General features: G+C 57.4%; 17 protein-coding genes. All 17 read right to left on the reverse strand.

All coding sequences use genetic code 11. From position 1 onward, the window contains the following. Positions 1-4: 4 nt before the first annotated feature. The 17 genes from glmS to mnmE all read right to left on the reverse strand — a co-directional run bounded on the left by glmS (position 5) and on the right by mnmE (position 17,725). Positions 5-1,837: a glutamine--fructose-6-phosphate transaminase (isomerizing) gene (gene glmS, locus F8N62_RS13835; RefSeq protein ID WP_150711439.1), complete on the reverse strand. Its 1,833-nt coding sequence runs from the start codon at positions 1,835-1,837 to the stop codon at positions 5-7. A gap of 1 nt (position 1,838) precedes the next feature. Further along, positions 1,839-2,615: a DeoR/GlpR family DNA-binding transcription regulator gene (locus F8N62_RS13840; RefSeq protein WP_150711440.1), complete on the reverse strand. Its 777-nt coding sequence runs from the start codon at positions 2,613-2,615 to the stop codon at positions 1,839-1,841. Between the two features lie 203 nt (positions 2,616-2,818). After that, on the reverse strand, positions 2,819-4,186 hold the full coding sequence (glmU, locus tag F8N62_RS13845; RefSeq protein WP_150711441.1) for a bifunctional UDP-N-acetylglucosamine diphosphorylase/glucosamine-1-phosphate N-acetyltransferase GlmU: 1,368 nt from the start codon (positions 4,184-4,186) through the stop codon (positions 2,819-2,821). A gap of 116 nt (positions 4,187-4,302) precedes the next feature. Then, positions 4,303-4,728: a F0F1 ATP synthase subunit epsilon gene (locus F8N62_RS13850; protein WP_007969909.1), complete on the reverse strand. Its 426-nt coding sequence runs from the start codon at positions 4,726-4,728 to the stop codon at positions 4,303-4,305. A 45-nt stretch (positions 4,729-4,773) separates the two neighbouring features. Continuing rightward, positions 4,774-6,153 (reverse strand): F0F1 ATP synthase subunit beta, encoded by a 1,380-nt coding sequence (gene atpD, locus F8N62_RS13855; RefSeq protein ID WP_140665206.1) that lies wholly within the window; start codon positions 6,151-6,153, stop codon positions 4,774-4,776. 27 nt (positions 6,154-6,180) lie between these two features. After that, positions 6,181-7,041, reverse strand: coding sequence for a F0F1 ATP synthase subunit gamma (gene atpG / locus F8N62_RS13860; RefSeq protein ID WP_150711442.1), 861 nt, complete (start codon positions 7,039-7,041; stop codon positions 6,181-6,183). Positions 7,042-7,091: 50 nt separating this feature from the next. Next, a complete protein-coding gene (gene atpA / locus F8N62_RS13865; protein ID WP_150711443.1) occupies positions 7,092-8,636 on the reverse strand; it encodes a F0F1 ATP synthase subunit alpha in 1,545 nt (514 codons plus the stop codon). 21 nt (positions 8,637-8,657) lie between these two features. Then, positions 8,658-9,194 (reverse strand): F0F1 ATP synthase subunit delta, encoded by a 537-nt coding sequence (locus F8N62_RS13870; RefSeq protein WP_150711444.1) that lies wholly within the window; start codon positions 9,192-9,194, stop codon positions 8,658-8,660. Between the two features lie 12 nt (positions 9,195-9,206). Beyond that, complete coding sequence (locus F8N62_RS13875) at positions 9,207-9,677, reverse strand: F0F1 ATP synthase subunit B (RefSeq protein WP_008027535.1); 471 nt, start codon at positions 9,675-9,677, stop codon at positions 9,207-9,209. A gap of 56 nt (positions 9,678-9,733) precedes the next feature. Beyond that, positions 9,734-9,991, reverse strand: coding sequence for a F0F1 ATP synthase subunit C (atpE, locus tag F8N62_RS13880; RefSeq protein WP_002555987.1), 258 nt, complete (start codon positions 9,989-9,991; stop codon positions 9,734-9,736). A 133-nt stretch (positions 9,992-10,124) separates the two neighbouring features. Further along, positions 10,125-10,994, reverse strand: a complete 870-nt coding sequence (gene atpB, locus F8N62_RS13885) for a F0F1 ATP synthase subunit A (RefSeq protein WP_150711445.1) — start codon at positions 10,992-10,994, stop codon at positions 10,125-10,127. Between the two features lie 16 nt (positions 10,995-11,010). Continuing rightward, positions 11,011-11,418, reverse strand: coding sequence for a F0F1 ATP synthase subunit I (locus F8N62_RS13890; RefSeq protein ID WP_150711446.1), 408 nt, complete (start codon positions 11,416-11,418; stop codon positions 11,011-11,013). A gap of 148 nt (positions 11,419-11,566) precedes the next feature. Further along, positions 11,567-12,439 carry a ParB/RepB/Spo0J family partition protein gene (locus F8N62_RS13895; RefSeq protein ID WP_008027541.1) on the reverse strand — a complete coding sequence of 291 codons (873 nt, stop codon included), beginning with the start codon at positions 12,437-12,439 and terminating at the stop codon, positions 11,567-11,569. Between the two features lie 9 nt (positions 12,440-12,448). Then, on the reverse strand, positions 12,449-13,246 hold the full coding sequence (locus tag F8N62_RS13900; protein ID WP_027926208.1) for a ParA family protein: 798 nt from the start codon (positions 13,244-13,246) through the stop codon (positions 12,449-12,451). Between the two features lie 18 nt (positions 13,247-13,264). Next, on the reverse strand, positions 13,265-13,909 hold the full coding sequence (gene rsmG / locus F8N62_RS13905) for a 16S rRNA (guanine(527)-N(7))-methyltransferase RsmG (protein ID WP_150711447.1): 645 nt from the start codon (positions 13,907-13,909) through the stop codon (positions 13,265-13,267). Continuing rightward, positions 13,906-15,804: a tRNA uridine-5-carboxymethylaminomethyl(34) synthesis enzyme MnmG gene (mnmG, locus tag F8N62_RS13910; protein WP_150711448.1), complete on the reverse strand. Its 1,899-nt coding sequence runs from the start codon at positions 15,802-15,804 to the stop codon at positions 13,906-13,908. The genes rsmG and mnmG overlap by 4 nt, the downstream gene beginning before the upstream one ends. Before the next feature lie 550 nt (positions 15,805-16,354). Continuing rightward, positions 16,355-17,725 (reverse strand): tRNA uridine-5-carboxymethylaminomethyl(34) synthesis GTPase MnmE, encoded by a 1,371-nt coding sequence (gene mnmE, locus F8N62_RS13920; RefSeq protein WP_150711449.1) that lies wholly within the window; start codon positions 17,723-17,725, stop codon positions 16,355-16,357. Positions 17,726-17,784 lie beyond the last annotated feature (59 nt).

Genomic DNA, 17,784 nt, shown 5'->3' on the forward strand with positions numbered 1-17,784 from the left:
TAACTTATTCCACGGTCACCGACTTCGCCAGGTTACGCGGCTGGTCCACGTCAGTGCCTTTGAGCACCGCCACGTAGTACGAGAGCAATTGCAGTGGAATGGTGTAGAGGATCGGCGACAGGGTGTCGTGGATATGCGGCATCTGCACAACGTGAGTGCCTTCGCCGTTGGTCATGCCAGCCTTCTCGTCTGCGAAAACCACCAGTTCACCGCCGCGAGCACGAACTTCCTGGAGGTTGGACTTCAACTTTTCCAGCAGTTCGTTGTTCGGCGCCACGGTAACCACTGGCATGTCGTTATCCACAAGCGCCAACGGGCCGTGTTTCAGCTCACCCGCCGGGTAGGCTTCAGCGTGAATGTAGGAGATTTCCTTGAGTTTCAGGGCGCCTTCCATCGCCACCGGGAATTGCGCGCCGCGACCCAGGAACAGTGTGTGGTTCTTCTCGGCGAACAGCTCGGCGATTTTTTCTACGGTGCTGTCCATGGCCAGGGCTTCACCCAGGCGAGTTGGCAGGCGACGCAATTCTTCGACCAACGTGGCTTCGACACCGTCGGCCAATGTGCCCCGAACCTGACCCAAGGACAGCGTCAGCAGCAGCAGGCCGACCAATTGGGTGGTGAACGCTTTGGTCGACGCCACGCCGATTTCGCGACCGGCCTGGGTCAGCAGGGTCAGGTCAGATTCACGCACCAGGGAACTGATGCCGACGTTGCAGATCGCCAGGCTGGCGAGGAAACCCAGTTCCTTGGCGTTACGCAGCGCGGCCAGGGTGTCGGCGGTTTCGCCGGACTGGGAAATGGTCACGAACAAGGTGTCGGGCTGCACCACGACTTTGCGGTAACGGAATTCACTGGCCACTTCGACCTGACACGGGATGCCGGCCAATTCTTCCAGCCAGTAACGCGCGACCATGCCGGCGTGGTAGCTGGTGCCGCAGGCGACGATCTGCACATTACGTACTTTCGCGAACAGCTCGGCGGCCTGTGGACCGAAAGCCTGCACCAGCACACCATTCGCGCTTAGACGACCTTCGAGGGTGCGTTGCACGACGGCCGGCTGCTCGTGGATTTCCTTCAACATGAAGTGGCGGAATTCACCTTTGTCAGCCGCTTCTGCACCGTCGCGATACTGCACGGATTCGCGCTCGACGGATTGGCCGGCGACGTCCCAGATCTGCACGCTGTCGCGGCGAATTTCGGCGATGTCGCCTTCTTCCAGGTACATGAAGCGGTCAGTAACCTGGCGCAAAGCCAACTGGTCGGAGGCAAGGAAGTTTTCCCCCAGGCCCAGGCCGATCACCAGCGGGCTGCCACTGCGGGCGGCGACCAGACGATCCGGTTGATCGGCGCTGATCACGGCCAAACCATAAGCACCGTGCAGTTCTTTAACGGTGGCCTTGAGGGCCACGGTCAGATCTTGCAGATCCTTGAGCTTGTGGTTGAGCAGGTGGGCGATGACTTCAGTATCAGTGTCCGAAGTGAATACGTACCCCAGCGCTTTGAGTTGTTCACGCAGGGCTTCGTGGTTCTCGATAATGCCGTTGTGCACCACCGCCAGATCACCGGAAAAATGCGGGTGAGCATTGCGCTCGCAAGGCGCACCGTGAGTGGCCCAACGGGTGTGCGCGACACCCAGGCGACCGACCAGCGGCTCGGCTTCAAGGGCCAGATCCAGCTCGCTGACTTTACCCGGGCGACGCATGCGCTCAAGTTTCTGGTCATTGGTATAAACCGCCACACCCGCACTGTCGTAGCCACGATATTCCAGGCGTTTGAGGCCCTCGAGCAGGATGGCGGTGATGTTACGTTCTGCGACTGCGCCAACAATTCCACACATGCTATTTCTCCTGACTGACAGCCGCGCAAATCAAATTGATGCCGCGGGCCTGAATGTGATCGCGTGCCTCTTGCGGCAGTCGATCGTCGGTAATTAGGGTATGGACACTGCTCCACGGCAGTTCCAGGTTGGGAATCTTGCGGCCAATCTTGTCAGCCTCGACCATCACGATCACTTCCCGGGCAACCTCAGCCATGACACGGCTGAGTCCCAGCAGTTCGTTGAAAGTGGTCGTGCCCCGCACCAGGTCGATGCCATCGGCACCGATGAATAACTGGTCGAAATCGTAAGAGCGCAGGACCTGTTCGGCGACTTGCCCCTGGAAGGATTCGGAGTGAGGGTCCCAGGTGCCGCCCGTCATCAGCAGCACCGGTTCGTGCTCAAGTTCGCTTAACGCGTTGGCAACATGCAGGGAATTGGTCATCACCACCAGACCCGGTTGTTGGCCGAGTTCAGGGATCATCGCCGCGGTCGTGCTGCCGCTGTCGATGATGATCCGTGCGTGCTCGCGAATTCGTGTGACGGCGGCGCGGGCGATGGCTTGTTTATGTCTGGACACTGGCTGACCGAGGTCCGCGACCAATTCCTGAGGCATGGTGATCGCCCCGCCGTAACGTCGCAGAAGCAGGCCATTGCTTTCGAGTGCCGCCAAATCCTTGCGAATCGTAACTTCCGACGTTTCGAAACGCTTGGCCAGCTCATCCACACTGACTTCGCCCTGCTCATTGAGCAAGGCGAGGATGTTGTGACGGCGTTGAGGTGTATTGCGTTTCGACATGGTCTGGTAAGTTTCGATTCGAAAGATAACGGAAGCAATCAAAACCTATTAGCGAAACTTCGTCAAGCGGGAGGCGATAAAAAGCAGTGTGGATAAATTTGAAAAGATCGCAGCCTGCGGCAGCTCCTACGCGAGAGGCGTGTCTACTTCGTAGGAGCTGCCGAAGGCTGCGATCTTCAGATTTTGAAAACTCTGTGGATAACTCAGGTCTTCTTGATCTTCACCGGCCGTTTCCAGCCGTCAATATTCTTCTGACGTGCACGACCCACCGCCAACTGTTGGTTATCCACATTCTGCGTAATGGTCGACCCAGCAGCCGTGGTTGCTCCGCTGGAGATATCCACAGGCGCCACCAACGAGTTGTTGGAACCAATGAACACGTCTTCACCCAACACGGTCTTCCATTTGTTGGCACCGTCATAGTTGCAAGTGATGGTGCCCGCGCCGATGTTGGTCCGCGCCCCGACTTCGGCGTCTCCCAGATAAGTCAAATGACCGGCCTTGGCGCCTTCGCCCAAGTGAGCGTTCTTCAATTCAACAAAGTTACCCACATGCGCGCGAGCGTCCAGCACCGTGCCGGGACGCAAACGTGCAAACGGACCCGCATCGCTGCCTTCGCCAAGAATCGCGCCTTCGATGTGGCTGTTGGCTTTGACCACCACACCTTTACGCAGCGTGCTGTCCTTGATCACACAGTTCGGGCCGATCACCACATCGTCTTCGATGACGACCTTGCCTTCGAGGATCACGTTGATGTCGATCAGCACATCGCGGCCGGCGGTGACTTCACCACGCACATCAAAACGAGCCGGGTCACGCAGGGTCACGCCTTGCGCCATCAAACGGCGACCGGCGCGCAGCTGGTAGTGACGCTCAAGTTCCGACAGCTGCTTGCGATCATTGGCGCCCTGCACTTCCATCGCGTCATGAGGCTGCTCGGTGGCCACAACCAGTCCATCGCTGACCGCCATTGCGATGACGTCAGTCAGGTAATACTCGCCCTGGGCGTTATTGTTGGAAAGACGGCTCATCCAGCCACCCAGCTGCGCGAATGGCAGCGCCAGAATGCCGGTGTTGCCTTCAGAGATCGCGCGCTCGGCTTCGTTGGCATCTTTCTGCTCGACGATGGCCGTGACCTTGCCACCGGCATCGCGAACGATGCGGCCATAACCGGTCGGGTCATCCAGGTTGACGGTGAGCAATCCCAGTTGCTGCGGCGCAACGTGCTTGAGCAGGCGCTGGAGCGTCTCGACTTCAATCAATGGCACGTCGCCATAGAGAATCAAAACGGTGTCGGCCTCAATGAACGGCACGGCTTGAGCGACTGCGTGGCCAGTACCCAGCTGTTTATCTTGAAGGACGAAATTCAAGTCGTCAGCGGCCAGGCGCTCACGCACCGCGTCGGCACCGTGACCGATCACCACGTGAATGCGCTGTGGATCAAGTTGTCGAGCGCTGTGGATAACATGGCCGAGCATCGAGTTGCCGGCAATCGGATGCAGCACTTTCGGCAACGCTGACCGCATGCGAGTGCCTTGACCGGCAGCGAGAATAACAATTTCAAGTGACATGACTGGCTACCAATCCTGGGTGGTCAGCGGCTGCGACCAGGTAATGAAATTCGGAAAAGAAAAAAGGGTAGCCGAGGCTACCCTTTTTAATCAATCGCGCAACAAGCAATGGCCTTTTAGTGGCCGAACTTCTTGCGGATCTGCTGGACGGTGCGCAGCTGAGCTGCGGCCTCGGCCAGACGTGCGGCAGCAGAACCGTAATCGAATTCCGCGCCCCGCTCATGCAAGGCCTTCTCGGCAGCCTTAACGGCTTCCTGAGCGGAGGCTTCGTCCAGGTCGGCAGCACGTTGCACGGTGTCGGCAAGAACCTTGACCATGTTCGGCTGAACCTCGAGGAAACCACCGGAGATGTAATACACCTCCTCTTCCCCGCCCTGCTTGACCAGGCGGATCGGGCCAGGCTTGAGATTAGTGATCAGCGGCGCGTGGCCCAGGGCGATACCAAGATCACCCAGTGCACCGTGCGCAATCACCATCTCGACCAGGCCGGAGAAGATTTCCCCTTCCGCGCTGACGATATCGCAATGGACTGTCATAGCCATCTGATTGCCTCAACCTAAATTAGCGCCCGTTGCCGGGCGCCGGGATTACAGTTTCTTGGCTTTCTCGATCGCTTCTTCGATGCCGCCGACCATGTAGAACGCTTGTTCTGGCAGGTGGTCGTAGTCACCGTTGAGGATGCCTTTGAAGCCAGCAATGGTGTCTTTCAGGGAAACGTATTTACCCGAAGCACCGGTGAAGACTTCAGCCACGAAGAACGGCTGCGACAAGAAACGCTGGATCTTACGAGCACGGTTTACCAACTGCTTGTCGGTTTCCGACAGCTCGTCCATACCCAGGATCGCAATGATGTCCTTCAGTTCTTTGTAACGCTGCAGAACATACTGTACGCCGCGAGCGGTGTCGTAGTGGTCCTGACCGATCACGTTCGGGTCCAGCTGACGCGAAGTCGAGTCGAGTGGATCGACCGCCGGGTAGATACCCAGGGAGGCGATGTCACGGGACAGAACGACGGTGGCGTCCAAGTGGGCGAAGGTGGTCGCTGGCGACGGGTCAGTCAAGTCATCCGCCGGTACGTATACCGCCTGGATCGAGGTGATCGAACCGTTTTTGGTCGAAGTGATACGCTCTTGCAGAGTACCCATCTCTTCGGCCAGAGTCGGCTGGTAACCTACTGCGGAAGGCATACGGCCCAGCAGTGCGGATACTTCAGTACCGGCAAGGGTGTAACGATAGATGTTGTCGACGAACAGCAGAACGTCGTTACCTTCGTCACGGAACTTCTCGGCCATGGTCAGGCCGGTCAGTGCTACGCGCAGACGGTTACCCGGCGGCTCGTTCATCTGACCGTAGACCAGTGCCACTTTGTCCAGAACGTTGGAATCCTTCATCTCGTGGTAGAAGTCGTTACCCTCACGAGTACGCTCACCCACACCGGCGAACACGGAATAACCGCTGTGCTCGATGGCGATGTTACGGATCAGTTCCATCATGTTTACGGTTTTGCCTACACCGGCACCACCGAACAGACCGACTTTACCGCCCTTGGCGAACGGGCAAACCAGGTCGATAACCTTGATGCCGGTTTCCAGCAGGTCGTTGCCGCCCGCTTGTTCAGCGAAGGTTGGCGCAGGACGGTGAATGCCCCAGCGCTCTTCGGTGTCGATCGGGCCAGCTTCGTCGATCGGGTTGCCCAGTACGTCCATGATCCGGCCCAGAGTCGCTTTACCGACCGGTACGGAGATGGCAGCGCCAGAGTCGGTGACTTCCAGACCGCGCTTCAAGCCCTCGGTGGAACCCATCGCAATGGTACGAACCACGCCGTCGCCCAGCTGTTGCTGAACTTCCAGGGTGGTTTCGGCCGCGCTCACTACTTTCAACGCGTTGTAGATGCTCGGTACGCTGTCGCGTGGAAATTCCACGTCGATAACGGCGCCGATGATTTGAACGATACGTCCGCTACTCATAGCTGGATCCTCTGAATATTTGAACCGTTAAACCGCGGCAGCGCCGCCGACGATTTCCGAGATCTCTTGGGTGATCGCAGCCTGACGCGCCTTGTTGTAGACCAGCTGCAAATCGCTGATCAAATCACCGGCGTTGTCGGTAGCGTTCTTCATCGCGATCATCCGCGCAGCTTGTTCAGCCGCGTTGTTCTCGACCACCGCCTGGTAGACCTGCGACTCCACGTAACGGACCATCAAGCCGTCAAGCAGCTCTTTGGCGTCCGGTTCGTACAGATAATCCCAGTGGTGCTTGAGTCCCTGATCCGCGGTGGCTACCAATGGAATCAACTGCTCCACGGTAGGCTGTTGCGTCATGGTGTTGATGAACTTGTTGGACACCACGGACAGGCGGTCAATACGGCCGTCCAGGTAGGCATCCAGCATCACCTTGACGCTGCCGATCAGGTCATTGATCGACGGCTCTTCACCCAGGTGGCTGATAGCTGCTACGACGTTACCGCCGAAGTTGCGGAAGAAAGCCGCACCCTTGCTACCAACAACACACAGATCGATCTCGACGCCGTTTTCACGGTTTTTCGCCATGTCCTTGACCAAGGCCTTGAACAGGTTGGTGTTCAAGCCACCACACAGACCACGGTCACTGCTCACCACGACGTAACCGACGCGCTTTACTTCACGGTCGATCATGAATGGGTGGCGATATTCCGGGTTGGCGTTGGCCAAATGACCAATAACCTGGCGGATGCGCTCCGCGTAAGGACGGCTAGCAGCCATGCGCATTTGTGCCTTGCGCATTTTACTGACCGCCACTTTTTCCATGGCGCTGGTAATCTTTTGCGTGCTTTTGATGCTCGCAATCTTACTGCGAATCTCTTTTGCGCCTGCCATGTAACACCTATCAGGTTAGCAAGCGGGAGCCTTGCGGCTCCCGCTGCGGCTTACCAGGTTTGGGTGGCCTTGAACTTCTCGATACCGGCCTTGAGGCCAGCGTCGATTTCGTCATTGAAGTCACCCTTCACGTTGATCTTCGCCATCAAATCGGCGTGATCGCGGTTGAAGAAAGCAATCAGCGCTTGTTCGAAGCTGCCGATCTTGGCGATTTCAACGTCGGTCAGGAACCCACGCTCAGCGGCATACAGCGACAGCGCCATGTCAGCGATCGACATTGGTGCATATTGCTTCTGCTTCATCAGCTCGGTAACGCGCTGACCATGCTCAAGTTGCTTACGGGTCGCTTCGTCCAGGTCAGAAGCGAACTGGGCGAATGCCGCCAGTTCACGGTACTGAGCCAGAGCGGTACGGATACCACCGGAGAGCTTCTTGATGATCTTGGTCTGAGCGGCACCACCCACACGGGATACCGAAACACCGGCGTTCACAGCAGGACGGATCCCGGAGTTGAACATGGCCGATTCCAGGAAGATCTGACCGTCAGTGATGGAAATCACGTTGGTCGGAACGAACGCAGAAACGTCGCCAGCCTGGGTTTCGATGATCGGCAGTGCGGTCAGGGAACCGGTTTTGCCGGTCACTGCGCCGTTGGTGAACTTCTCTACGTATTCTTCCGAAACGCGGGATGCGCGCTCCAGCAGACGGGAGTGGAGATAGAACACGTCGCCTGGGTAAGCTTCACGGCCTGGTGGACGGCGCAGCAGCAGGGAAATCTGGCGGTAAGCCACTGCTTGCTTGGACAGATCGTCATAAACGATCAGCGCGTCTTCACCGCGGTCGCGGAAGAATTCACCCATGGTGCAACCGGAGTACGGTGCCAGGAATTGCAGTGCTGCAGATTCCGAAGCGCTCGCTGCAACGACGATGGTGTTAGCCAGTGCGCCGTTTTCTTCCAGCTTGCGAACCACGTTGGCAATGGTCGATTGCTTCTGACCGATCGCTACGTAGACGCAGAAAATACCGCTGTTTTTCTGGTTGATGATCGCGTCGATCGCCAGAGCGGTTTTACCGATCTGACGGTCACCGATGATCAGCTCACGCTGGCCACGGCCGACAGGGATCATGGCATCGACAGCCTTGTAGCCGGTCTGTACAGGCTGGTCTACCGACTTACGCCAGATCACGCCTGGAGCAACTTTCTCGACCGCATCGGTCTCGGTGTTGTTCAGCGGACCTTTGCCGTCAACAGGGTTACCCAGTGCGTCGACTACGCGACCCAGCAGTTCCTTACCAACCGGAACTTCGAGGATGCGGCCGGTGCACTTGGCGCTCATGCCTTCAGCCAGAGACTGATAGGAGCCCAAAACTACGGCACCTACGGAGTCTTGCTCCAGGTTGAGAGCCATACCGAAGACGCCGCCCGGAAACTCGATCATCTCGCCGTACATAACGTCGGCCAGACCGTGAATCCGCACGATACCGTCAGATACGCTGACGACAGTGCCTTCGTTACGGGCTTGGGAGGTCACATCGAGCTTGTCGATGCGGCCCTTGATAATTTCACTTATTTCGGAAGGATTGAGTTGCTGCATTGCTCTGCTGCCCCTTCAAACTCAAGATTTCAATGCTTCGGCAAGGTTCGCGAGTTTGCCGCGAACCGAGCCATCGATAACCAGGTCGCCGGCGCGGATGACAATGCCCCCGATAAGGGATTTGTCTTCCTCGACTTGCAGGCGCACTTCCCGGTTGAGTCGTGCACTGAGAACCTTGGCGAGTTTGTCTTGCTGTTCTTGGTTCAATGCGAAAGCACTGGTTACTTCAACGTCTACCGACTTCTCTTGTTCAGCCTTGTACAGGTCGAACAGAGCGGCGATCTCCGGCAACAGCGGGAGACGGTCGTTTTCGGCAATGACGTTGATGAAGTTCTGTGCCTTCACATCAAACTTGTCGCCGCACACGTCAATAAACGTGGCGGCCTTGTCTGCGCTCGTCAGTCGCGGGGCCTTGAGCACGCGCTGCATGGTGTCGTCTTGCGACACTGCTGCAGCCAGGCCGAGCATGGCTGACCAAGAGGCCAGTTGCTGGTGGGCCTGGGCGTGCTCGAAGGCTGCCTTAGCGTAAGGTCGGGCCAACGTGGTCAATTCTGCCATGATCGCCCTCGCTTAAATTTCAGCAGCCAGTTTGTTTACCAGCTCCGCGTGCGCGTTTTGATCGATTGTGGCACCCAGGATCTTCTCGGCGCCGCCGACGGCCAGAGCACCCAGTTGGGCACGCAGCGCATCTTTGACACTGTTCAGTTCCTGCTCGATCTCGGCCTGAGCCTGAACCTTCACACGGTCAGCGTCGATACGGGCTTTTTCAACAGCCTCTTCAACGATCTGATTACCGCGTTTCTTGGCTTGCTCAATGATTTCAGCTGCCTGAGCCTTAGCTTCGCGCAGTTGTTGACCCGCTTTATCTTGGGCCAACTCCAGGTCGCGAGCTGCTCGGGCGGCAGCGTCCAGTCCATCCGCGATCTTCTTCTGACGTTCGTGCAAAGCCGCGATGACCGGAGGCCACACGAACTTCATGCAAAACAGTACAAAAATGAAGAACGCAACGGACTGGCCAATCAGGGTTGCATTAATGTTCACGCCAACACCTCGCTCGTTCGTTGCACATCAAACCAATCACTCGAAGGTTCGAGTGATTAGCCAGCGAGTTGACCAACGAATGGGTTCGCGAAGGTGAAGAACAGAGCGATACCAACACCGATCATGGTTACGGCGTCGAGCAGACCGGCAACGATGAACATTTTAACTTGCAGCATTGGAACCATTTCTGGCTGACGCGCTGCGCCTTCCAGGAACTTGCCGCCCAACAGGCCGAAACCAATTGCGGTACCCAGTGCGCCCAGGCCGATCAACAGTGCAACAGCGATAGCGGTTAGACCAACTACAGTTTCCATCTTTCCTCCCGACTTTTACGTCGTATGGTTTAGGTTTTTTAGATTTTAAAGCGGTAAAACAAATCGTTTCATAGCCCTGTTCGGGCACCCACCCGTTTGACCGGGTGGGACATCAGACTAGTCGAGACTGGTCTTAATGGTTCTCTTCGTGCGCCATCGACAGGTAGACGATGGTCAGCATCATGAAGATAAACGCCTGCAGGGTGATGATCAGGATGTGGAACACAGCCCACGCCCACTGCAGAACTACGCCCAGGCCGCTAAGCCAGAGCAGACCGCTGCCGAACATCACAGCAATCAGAATGAAGACCAGCTCGCCGGCGTACATGTTGCCGAACAGACGCAGTGCCAGCGAGATAGGCTTGGCGATCAGCGTCACGAACTCCAGCAGGAAGTTCACCGGAATCAGCAGTGCTTGCAGGAAGATATTCTTGCTGCCGAACGGGTGCAGGGTCAGTTCGCCGATGAAGCCGCCGATGCCCTTGACCTTGATGCTGTAGAAAATGATCAACGCGAACACCGACAGGGCCATGCCCAGGGTAGCGTTCGGGTCAGTGGTGGATACGGCACGGAATGGAATGTGCGCATCGCCAGTGATCAGGATGGCCAGCTGAGGAATCCAGTCGACCGGGATCAGGTCGACAGCGTTCATCAGGAAGACCCAGACGAAGATGGTCAGTGCCAGCGGCGCAATCACCGGGCTACGACCATGGAAGCTGTCTTTCACGCTGCCATCGACGAATTCGACCAATACTTCAACGAAGTTCTGCAAAGCACCAGGCTGACCGGAAGTCGCTTTCTTTGCCGCCATGCGGAAAAGAAGAACGAAGATCAGACCCAAAGCGACCGACCAGCCAAGCGTATCGACGTGGAAAGCCCAGAAGCCCATTTCCTTGGCTTCTGCTGCGGTGTGGGCAAAACCCCACCCGCCATTTGGGAGCTGACCGAAAGTCAGGTTCTGCAAGTGGTGCTGGATATAGCCCGAAGCGGTTGTCTCTGCCATGGTTGCCTCAAACGCCCTAAGGTCTCGAAAGTCTTGTTCTCATCAGCAGGGGCGCGAACCAGCTGACCAGTTGGGTCAACACGAAGACGCCGAATACAGCTAGCGGCGCCAATGGCTTCACACCTGCGAACGTCAATGCAAACAGCACTGCCGTCAAAATCAGTTTGCCCGCCTCACCGGCATAAAAAGACCGGACGATGGCTTGAGCTGCTCGGGCGCCGGAAAACCGAAATGCCCTGTGAGCGAAATAAACATTGGGCAGCAAGGCTATCAGGCCTCCGCAGAGTCCCGAGTACCCGGCTACGACTCCGTGCCATTGCCAGAGCGCCAAAGCGCCAATCAGCAGAACGACAAACTGAGCCATCAACACCGGAAAAACTGCCAGGCGATGGAACGGCAAGCGGTTTGGCGTGCGGCTCTCCATCACTTTTGCTCCCCAAGGATCGGCTGCCAGAATTCAATAACTTGGCATAATTTGTGCCGACAAAATGCGCGCAGAGTATAGGGGCGGTTCTGCCCCTATTCAACTGTCAGGTAGTGATTTCCGACTGCACGCTACATGAGGAAATGTTTCAGCGAATGTGTGCGAGCACACCCTGAAGCTCATCGAGGGAGTTGTACCCAATCACCAACTGCCCCTTCCCCTTCTTTCCATGTCGGATCTGCACCGCAGAGCCTAGGCGCTCGGCCAGGCGCTGCTCGAGTCGGGCGATATCCGGGTCCGGTTTCACCGGTTCGGCAGGCTCCTGTTTGCCACTCAACCACTGGCGAACCAGTGCCTCAGTCTGGCGCACCGTCAGCCCCCGTGCGACAACATGTCGCGCCCCTTCAACCTGTTGATTTTCCGGCAAACCCAGCAAAGCACGCGCATGACCCATTTCCAGATCACCGTGGGACAGCATGGTTTTGATAACTTCCGGCAACGCGATCAAGCGTAGCAGGTTAGCCACGGTTACGCGGGACTTGCCCACGGCTTCGGCCACTTGTTGCTGAGTCAGCTGGAATTCCTGCTGCAAACGCTGCAAGGCCACCGCTTCTTCGATTGGATTCAGGTCTTCACGCTGAATGTTTTCAATCAGTGCCATGGCGATGGCGGTTTCATCCGGTACATCACGAACCATCGCCGGGATGGTTTCCTGGCCAGCCTGCTGGCTCGCGCGCCAGCGACGTTCGCCGGCGATGATTTCGAAACGGCCGCTGCCGATCGGACGCACCACGATCGGCTGCATCACGCCCTGGGCCTTGATCGACTGCGCCAGCTCTTCCAGCGCCTGCGGGTCCATGTCCCGCCGCGGCTGGTACTTGCCACGCTGGATCAGGTCCAGGGGCAGGTGCTGCAGCTCACGTTGATCGGCCTGGACCGCTTGTTCTTCCAGCGAGCTGACAGTCGGACCGCTCAGCAGTGCATCCAGTCCACGTCCGAGACCTCGTTTCTTGACGGCCATGGGGATTCCTTAAGTTGCCTGAGCAGCGGCAGTGCGTGAGTTTTTGCGCTGACGGCGAACCATCTCGCCGGCCAGTGCCAGGTAGGCAATGGCGCCCCGCGAAGTTTTGTCGTACGCCAGCGCCGGCATGCCATAGCTTGGCGCTTCGGCCAGGCGGATGTTGCGCGGAATGACGGTGTCATAGAGCTGCTCGCCGAAGTGCTCCTTGAGCTGCGCCGAAACGTCGTTCATCAGACTCAGGCGCGGGTCGTACATGGTCCGCAACAGGCCTTCGACCTTCAAGTTCGGGTTGAGCAATTCGGCGATGCGCTTGATGTTATCCACAAGGTCGCTCAAGCCTTCGAGGGCGAAGTACTCGCACTGCATGGGGATAATCACCCCGTCTGCCGCGACCAACGCGTTCAGCGTCAGCATCGACAGCGACGGTGGGCAGTCGATCAAAATGTAATCGTAGTTCTCACGGATCGGCGCCAGCGCGCTGCGCAGCCGGCTTTCCTTCATCTGCATTTCCAGCAGAACCACTTCGGCCGCCGTCAGGTCGCGGTTGGCCGGCAGCAGTTGGTAACCACCGTGCTCGGAATAGTGCATGGCCTGGGCCAGATCGCATTCGCCGATCAGCAGGTCGTAGACCGAATTTTCCAGGCCGTGTTTATCCACACCGCTACCCATGGTGGCGTTGCCCTGTGGATCAAGATCGATCAACAGCACTCGGCGCTTGGTAGCGACCAGAGAAGCTGCGAGGTTGATGCAGGTGGTGGTTTTACCCACACCACCCTTTTGGTTCGCAATCGCGAATACCTTAGCCATTCTTGCTTGTGTTCCCAATCATGCCGTGCGGCGCAGTATCAGCAGATGGCGTTGGCCTTGGCAACCAGGTACGGCCAGGGCGTGTTCGCTATCGAGGTGGAAGTCTGCCGGCAATGCTACCAGCTCATCGGCCGGATGAACGCCCTTCATTGCCAGCCAGCGTGTATCGACGTCGCCGAGGTGGCGTGTCCAGTTGCTGAAGTTCTCCATGCTGCTGAACGCCCGGGAAATGATTCCGTTGAACGGCTGTTCAGGCTGGAACGCTTCGACGCGACTGTGGATAACTTGCAGGTTATCCAGTTTGAGTTCGAGTTTGACCTGGGTCAGGAAGCGGGTTTTCTTGCCGTTGCTGTCCAGGCAGGTCACTTGCGACTCAGGAAACAGGATCGCCAACGGAATACCCGGCATGCCGCCGCCGCTGCCAACATCGAGCCAACGACCGTTTTCGACGAACGACATCACGCTCAGACTATCGAGCAAGTGCCGCGAGACCATTTCGTCCGGATCGCGCACGGCGGTCAGGTTGTAAGCCTTGTTCCACTTGATCAACAGGGCCAGATAACCCAGCAATTGCGCATGCTGGGTTTCTGACAGCGTGACACCGAGCTGGCGAGCACCTGTGGATAACTCTTCGGCGTGTTGCGAGGTGACCAACGAACTCAAGCGCTTTGCTCCAACTGACGGCCCGCGCCGCGTTTTTTCAAATGAATCATCAACAGCGAAATCGCTGCCGGGGTCACGCCCGGGATACGTGACGCCTGGCCCAGGGTTTCTGGACGGGTCGCACCGAGCTTGCTCTGAATCTCTTTGGAGAGACCGGAAATGTTCGTGTAATCGATATCCACAGGCAATTTTGTGTCTTCACTGGCCCGCAGACGGGCGATTTCATCTTGCTGACGATCGATGTAACCGGCGTATTTGGTCTTGATTTCAACCTGCTCTGCGACCTGTGGATCTTCGGCGCCTCCACCCGTCACGGCGATCAGGCCAGCGTAGTCGATTTCCGGACGGCTCAGCAGGTTGAGCAGGTTGTATTCATGGGTCAGCGGGGTACCGAATTTTTCGGAAATGGCATCGCCCTGCTCAGTCCCCGGACGCACCCAGGTACTTTTCAGGCGTTGTTCTTCCAGGGTGATGCTTTCACGTTTGGTGCAGAAGGCCGCCCAACGCGCGTCATCGACCAGACCCAGCTCGCGACCTTTTTCGGTCAGGCGCAGGTCGGCGTTGTCTTCGCGCAGGATCAGGCGGTACTCGGCACGGGATGTGAACATCCGGTACGGCTCTTGGGTTCCAAGTGTAATCAGGTCGTCGACCAAGACGCCGATGTAGGCCTCATCACGACGCGGGCACCAGGCGTCTTTGCCCTGTGCACGCAGCGCGGCGTTGGCCCCGGCCAGCAAACCCTGGGCGCCAGCTTCTTCGTAACCGGTGGTGCCGTTGATTTGCCCGGCGAAAAACAGACCGCCAATGACTTTGGTTTCGAGGCTGTATTTCAAGTCACGCGGGTCGAAGTAGTCGTACTCGATGGCGTACCCGGGACGAACGATGTGCGCGTTTTCCATGCCGCGAATCGATTGCACGATCTGCAATTGCACATCGAACGGCAGGGAGGTGGATATCCCGTTCGGGTACAGCTCGTGAGTGGTCAACCCTTCCGGTTCGATGAAGACCTGATGGCTTTCCTTGTCGGCAAAGCGGTGGATCTTGTCTTCGATCGACGGGCAATAACGAGGGCCGATGCCTTCGATCAACCCTTGATCGGAATACATCGGCGAACGATCGAGGTTCGCGGCGATGATTTCGTGGGTACGGGCGTTGGTGTGGGTGATCCAGCAGCTGACCTGTTTCGGGTGCTGCTCTTTGGACCCCATGAACGACATCACCGGGATCGGCGTATCACCGGCCTGCTCGGTCATCACCGAGAAATCCACAGAACGACCATCGATGCGCGGCGGTGTGCCGGTTTTCAATCGACCGACGCGCAATGGCAATTCACGCAGACGGTGAGCCAGGGCAATCGAGGGCGGATCACCGGCACGGCCGCCGGAATAATTCTGCATGCCGATGTGGATAAGTCCACCGAGGAACGTGCCGGTGGTCAACACCACGGAGTCGGCGAAGAAACGCAGGCCCATTTGGGTGACGACACCGCGCACTTGATCCTGCTCGACGATCAGGTCGTCCGCGGGTTGCTGAAATATCCACAGGTTGGGCTGGTTTTCCAACGCTTCGCGGACAGCGGCTTTGTAAAGAACCCGGTCTGCCTGGGCCCGAGTCGCACGCACGGCCGGGCCTTTACGGCTGTTCAACACGCGAAACTGGATGCCGCCTTTGTCGGTAGCCATGGCCATCGCGCCGCCAAGGGCATCGATTTCCTTCACCAGGTGACTTTTACCGATCCCGCCAATGGCAGGGTTGCAACTCATGGCACCGAGGGTTTCCACGTTGTGCGTCAGCAACAGGGTTTTCGCCCCCATGCGTGCTGACGCCAGTGCTGCCTCGGTACCGGCATGACCGCCGCCGATGACGATCACTTCAAAACGGGAAGGGAAATCCACCACGCACCTCGTGCCTGCTTAAGTAGGTAATTCAGGAATAGTTTGAGCCCGGGTTTCTGGACCAGGTCGGCAAGTATAGGGACTTCGCCTTCCCTAAAGAACCCTTTGCACAAAAATTAACCAGCTGTGGAGAAGTCAGGGTTATAGAAATTAAAAAGAAAGAAATTTATTAAATCTTTGTTTTTATGTTTATTTCTACTGAGCATCATTTCTGTGGATAGATCGCTACAACCCTTTATCTTCAATATGTACAGAGATTCAAAACCCTGTGGTCATGTGCCAATGAGGCCCTTGGATAACCGGTCTAAGCCTGTGGATTAAACAGCTGGTTATCCACAGGGGCGGTTATCTTCAGTTTTCAGGCCCTGTTATCAACTGCCCTTAGCGGCAGTTATTCACAGGGCTTAATCCACAGAAACCAGCGGGAAATGTAAATTTCAGGCGCAGAAAAACCGCCCAAGCGAAAAGAAATCAGCTCGGCACCGCAGGAATTTTCTGGTTGGAGGGAACAGACAGGCGCGAATGGCCTGTCTGCGGACAACGGAAGGGGTTATTTGCCGATACAGAAACTGGAAAAGATCCGTCCAAGCAGGTCATCGGAACTGAAAGCCCCAGTGATTTCACCCAAAGAGTGTTGTGCTTGTCGCAAATCCTCAGCCAGCAGCTCCCCGGCACCCGCCAATGTCAGCTGAGCACGGCCATGCTCAAGGGATGCGCTGGCATGACGCAGCGCATCAAGATGACGCCTGCGGGCGCTGAAGCTGCTTTCCGAGGTCTGCTCGTAGCCCATGCAGGCCTTGAGGTGATCGCGCAGCAGATCCAGGCCTTCGCCAGCGGACTTGGCACTCAGGCTGATGGTGACATGACCATCAGCGCTAACTTCCAGAGCAATCGCTTCGCCAGTGAGGTCGGCTTTATTACGGATCAACGTGACTTTCGCCGGATCCGGACGGGTTTCAAGGAACTCCGGCCATAACGCGAATGGATCAAGGGCTTCGGGCGCGGTGGCATCGACGACTAACAGCACTCGATCCGCTTCGCCGATGGCCTTCAAGGCACGTTCAACACCGATCTTTTCAACATGATCATCGGTATCGCGCAAACCGGCTGTGTCGACGACGTGCAGGGGCATGCCGTCGATGTGGATATGTTCGCGGAGAATGTCACGGGTGGTGCCAGCGATCTCGGTCACGATCGCCGCTTCACGACCGGCCAGTGCGTTGAGCAGACTCGATTTGCCAGCATTCGGCCGACCGGCGATTACCACGGTCATGCCATCTCGCAGCAACGCACCCTGCCCGGCTTCACGCAGCACGGTGGATAACTCGTCACGCACTTTGTCGAGCATGCTCAGAACATGGCCATCGGCAAGGAAGTCGATTTCTTCCTCCGGGAAGTCGATGGCGGCTTCGACGTAGATCCGCAAACCGATAAGTTGCTCGGTGAGTTTATGCACACGCTCGGAAAAAGCACCCTGCAAGGAACGCAGTGCATTGCGCGCAGCCTGTGCAGAACTGGCCTCGATCAGGTCGGCGATTGCTTCGGCCTGAGCCAGGTCGAGTTTATCGTTGAGAAACGCCCGTTCACTGAATTCTCCCGGCCGTGCCAGGCGGCAGCCCAATTCCAGACACCGTTTTAGCAGCATATCCAGCACAACCGGGCCGCCGTGGCCTTGAAGTTCCAGCACATCCTCACCGGTGAACGAGTTCGGTCCCGGGAAATACAAGGCAATGCCCTGGTCCAGCACTTCATCGTTTTCACTGAAAAACGGGCCGTAGTGGGCGTACCGCGGCTTCAGTTCACGACCACTGAAGGCCTTGGCCGCCACGCTCGCCAATGGCCCGGAAATACGGACGATGCCCACACCGCCGCGACCTTGAGCGGTGGCGACGGCGGCGATGGTTTCACGAGGTACGCTCATAAACCGGTATCCAGACAAAAGTGACAGATAGCAAAACGCCCCACTAGGGGGCGTTTTGA

The organism is Pseudomonas fluorescens (genome assembly GCF_902497785.1).
Lineage (GTDB): Bacteria > Pseudomonadota > Gammaproteobacteria > Pseudomonadales > Pseudomonadaceae > Aquipseudomonas > Aquipseudomonas fluorescens_BO.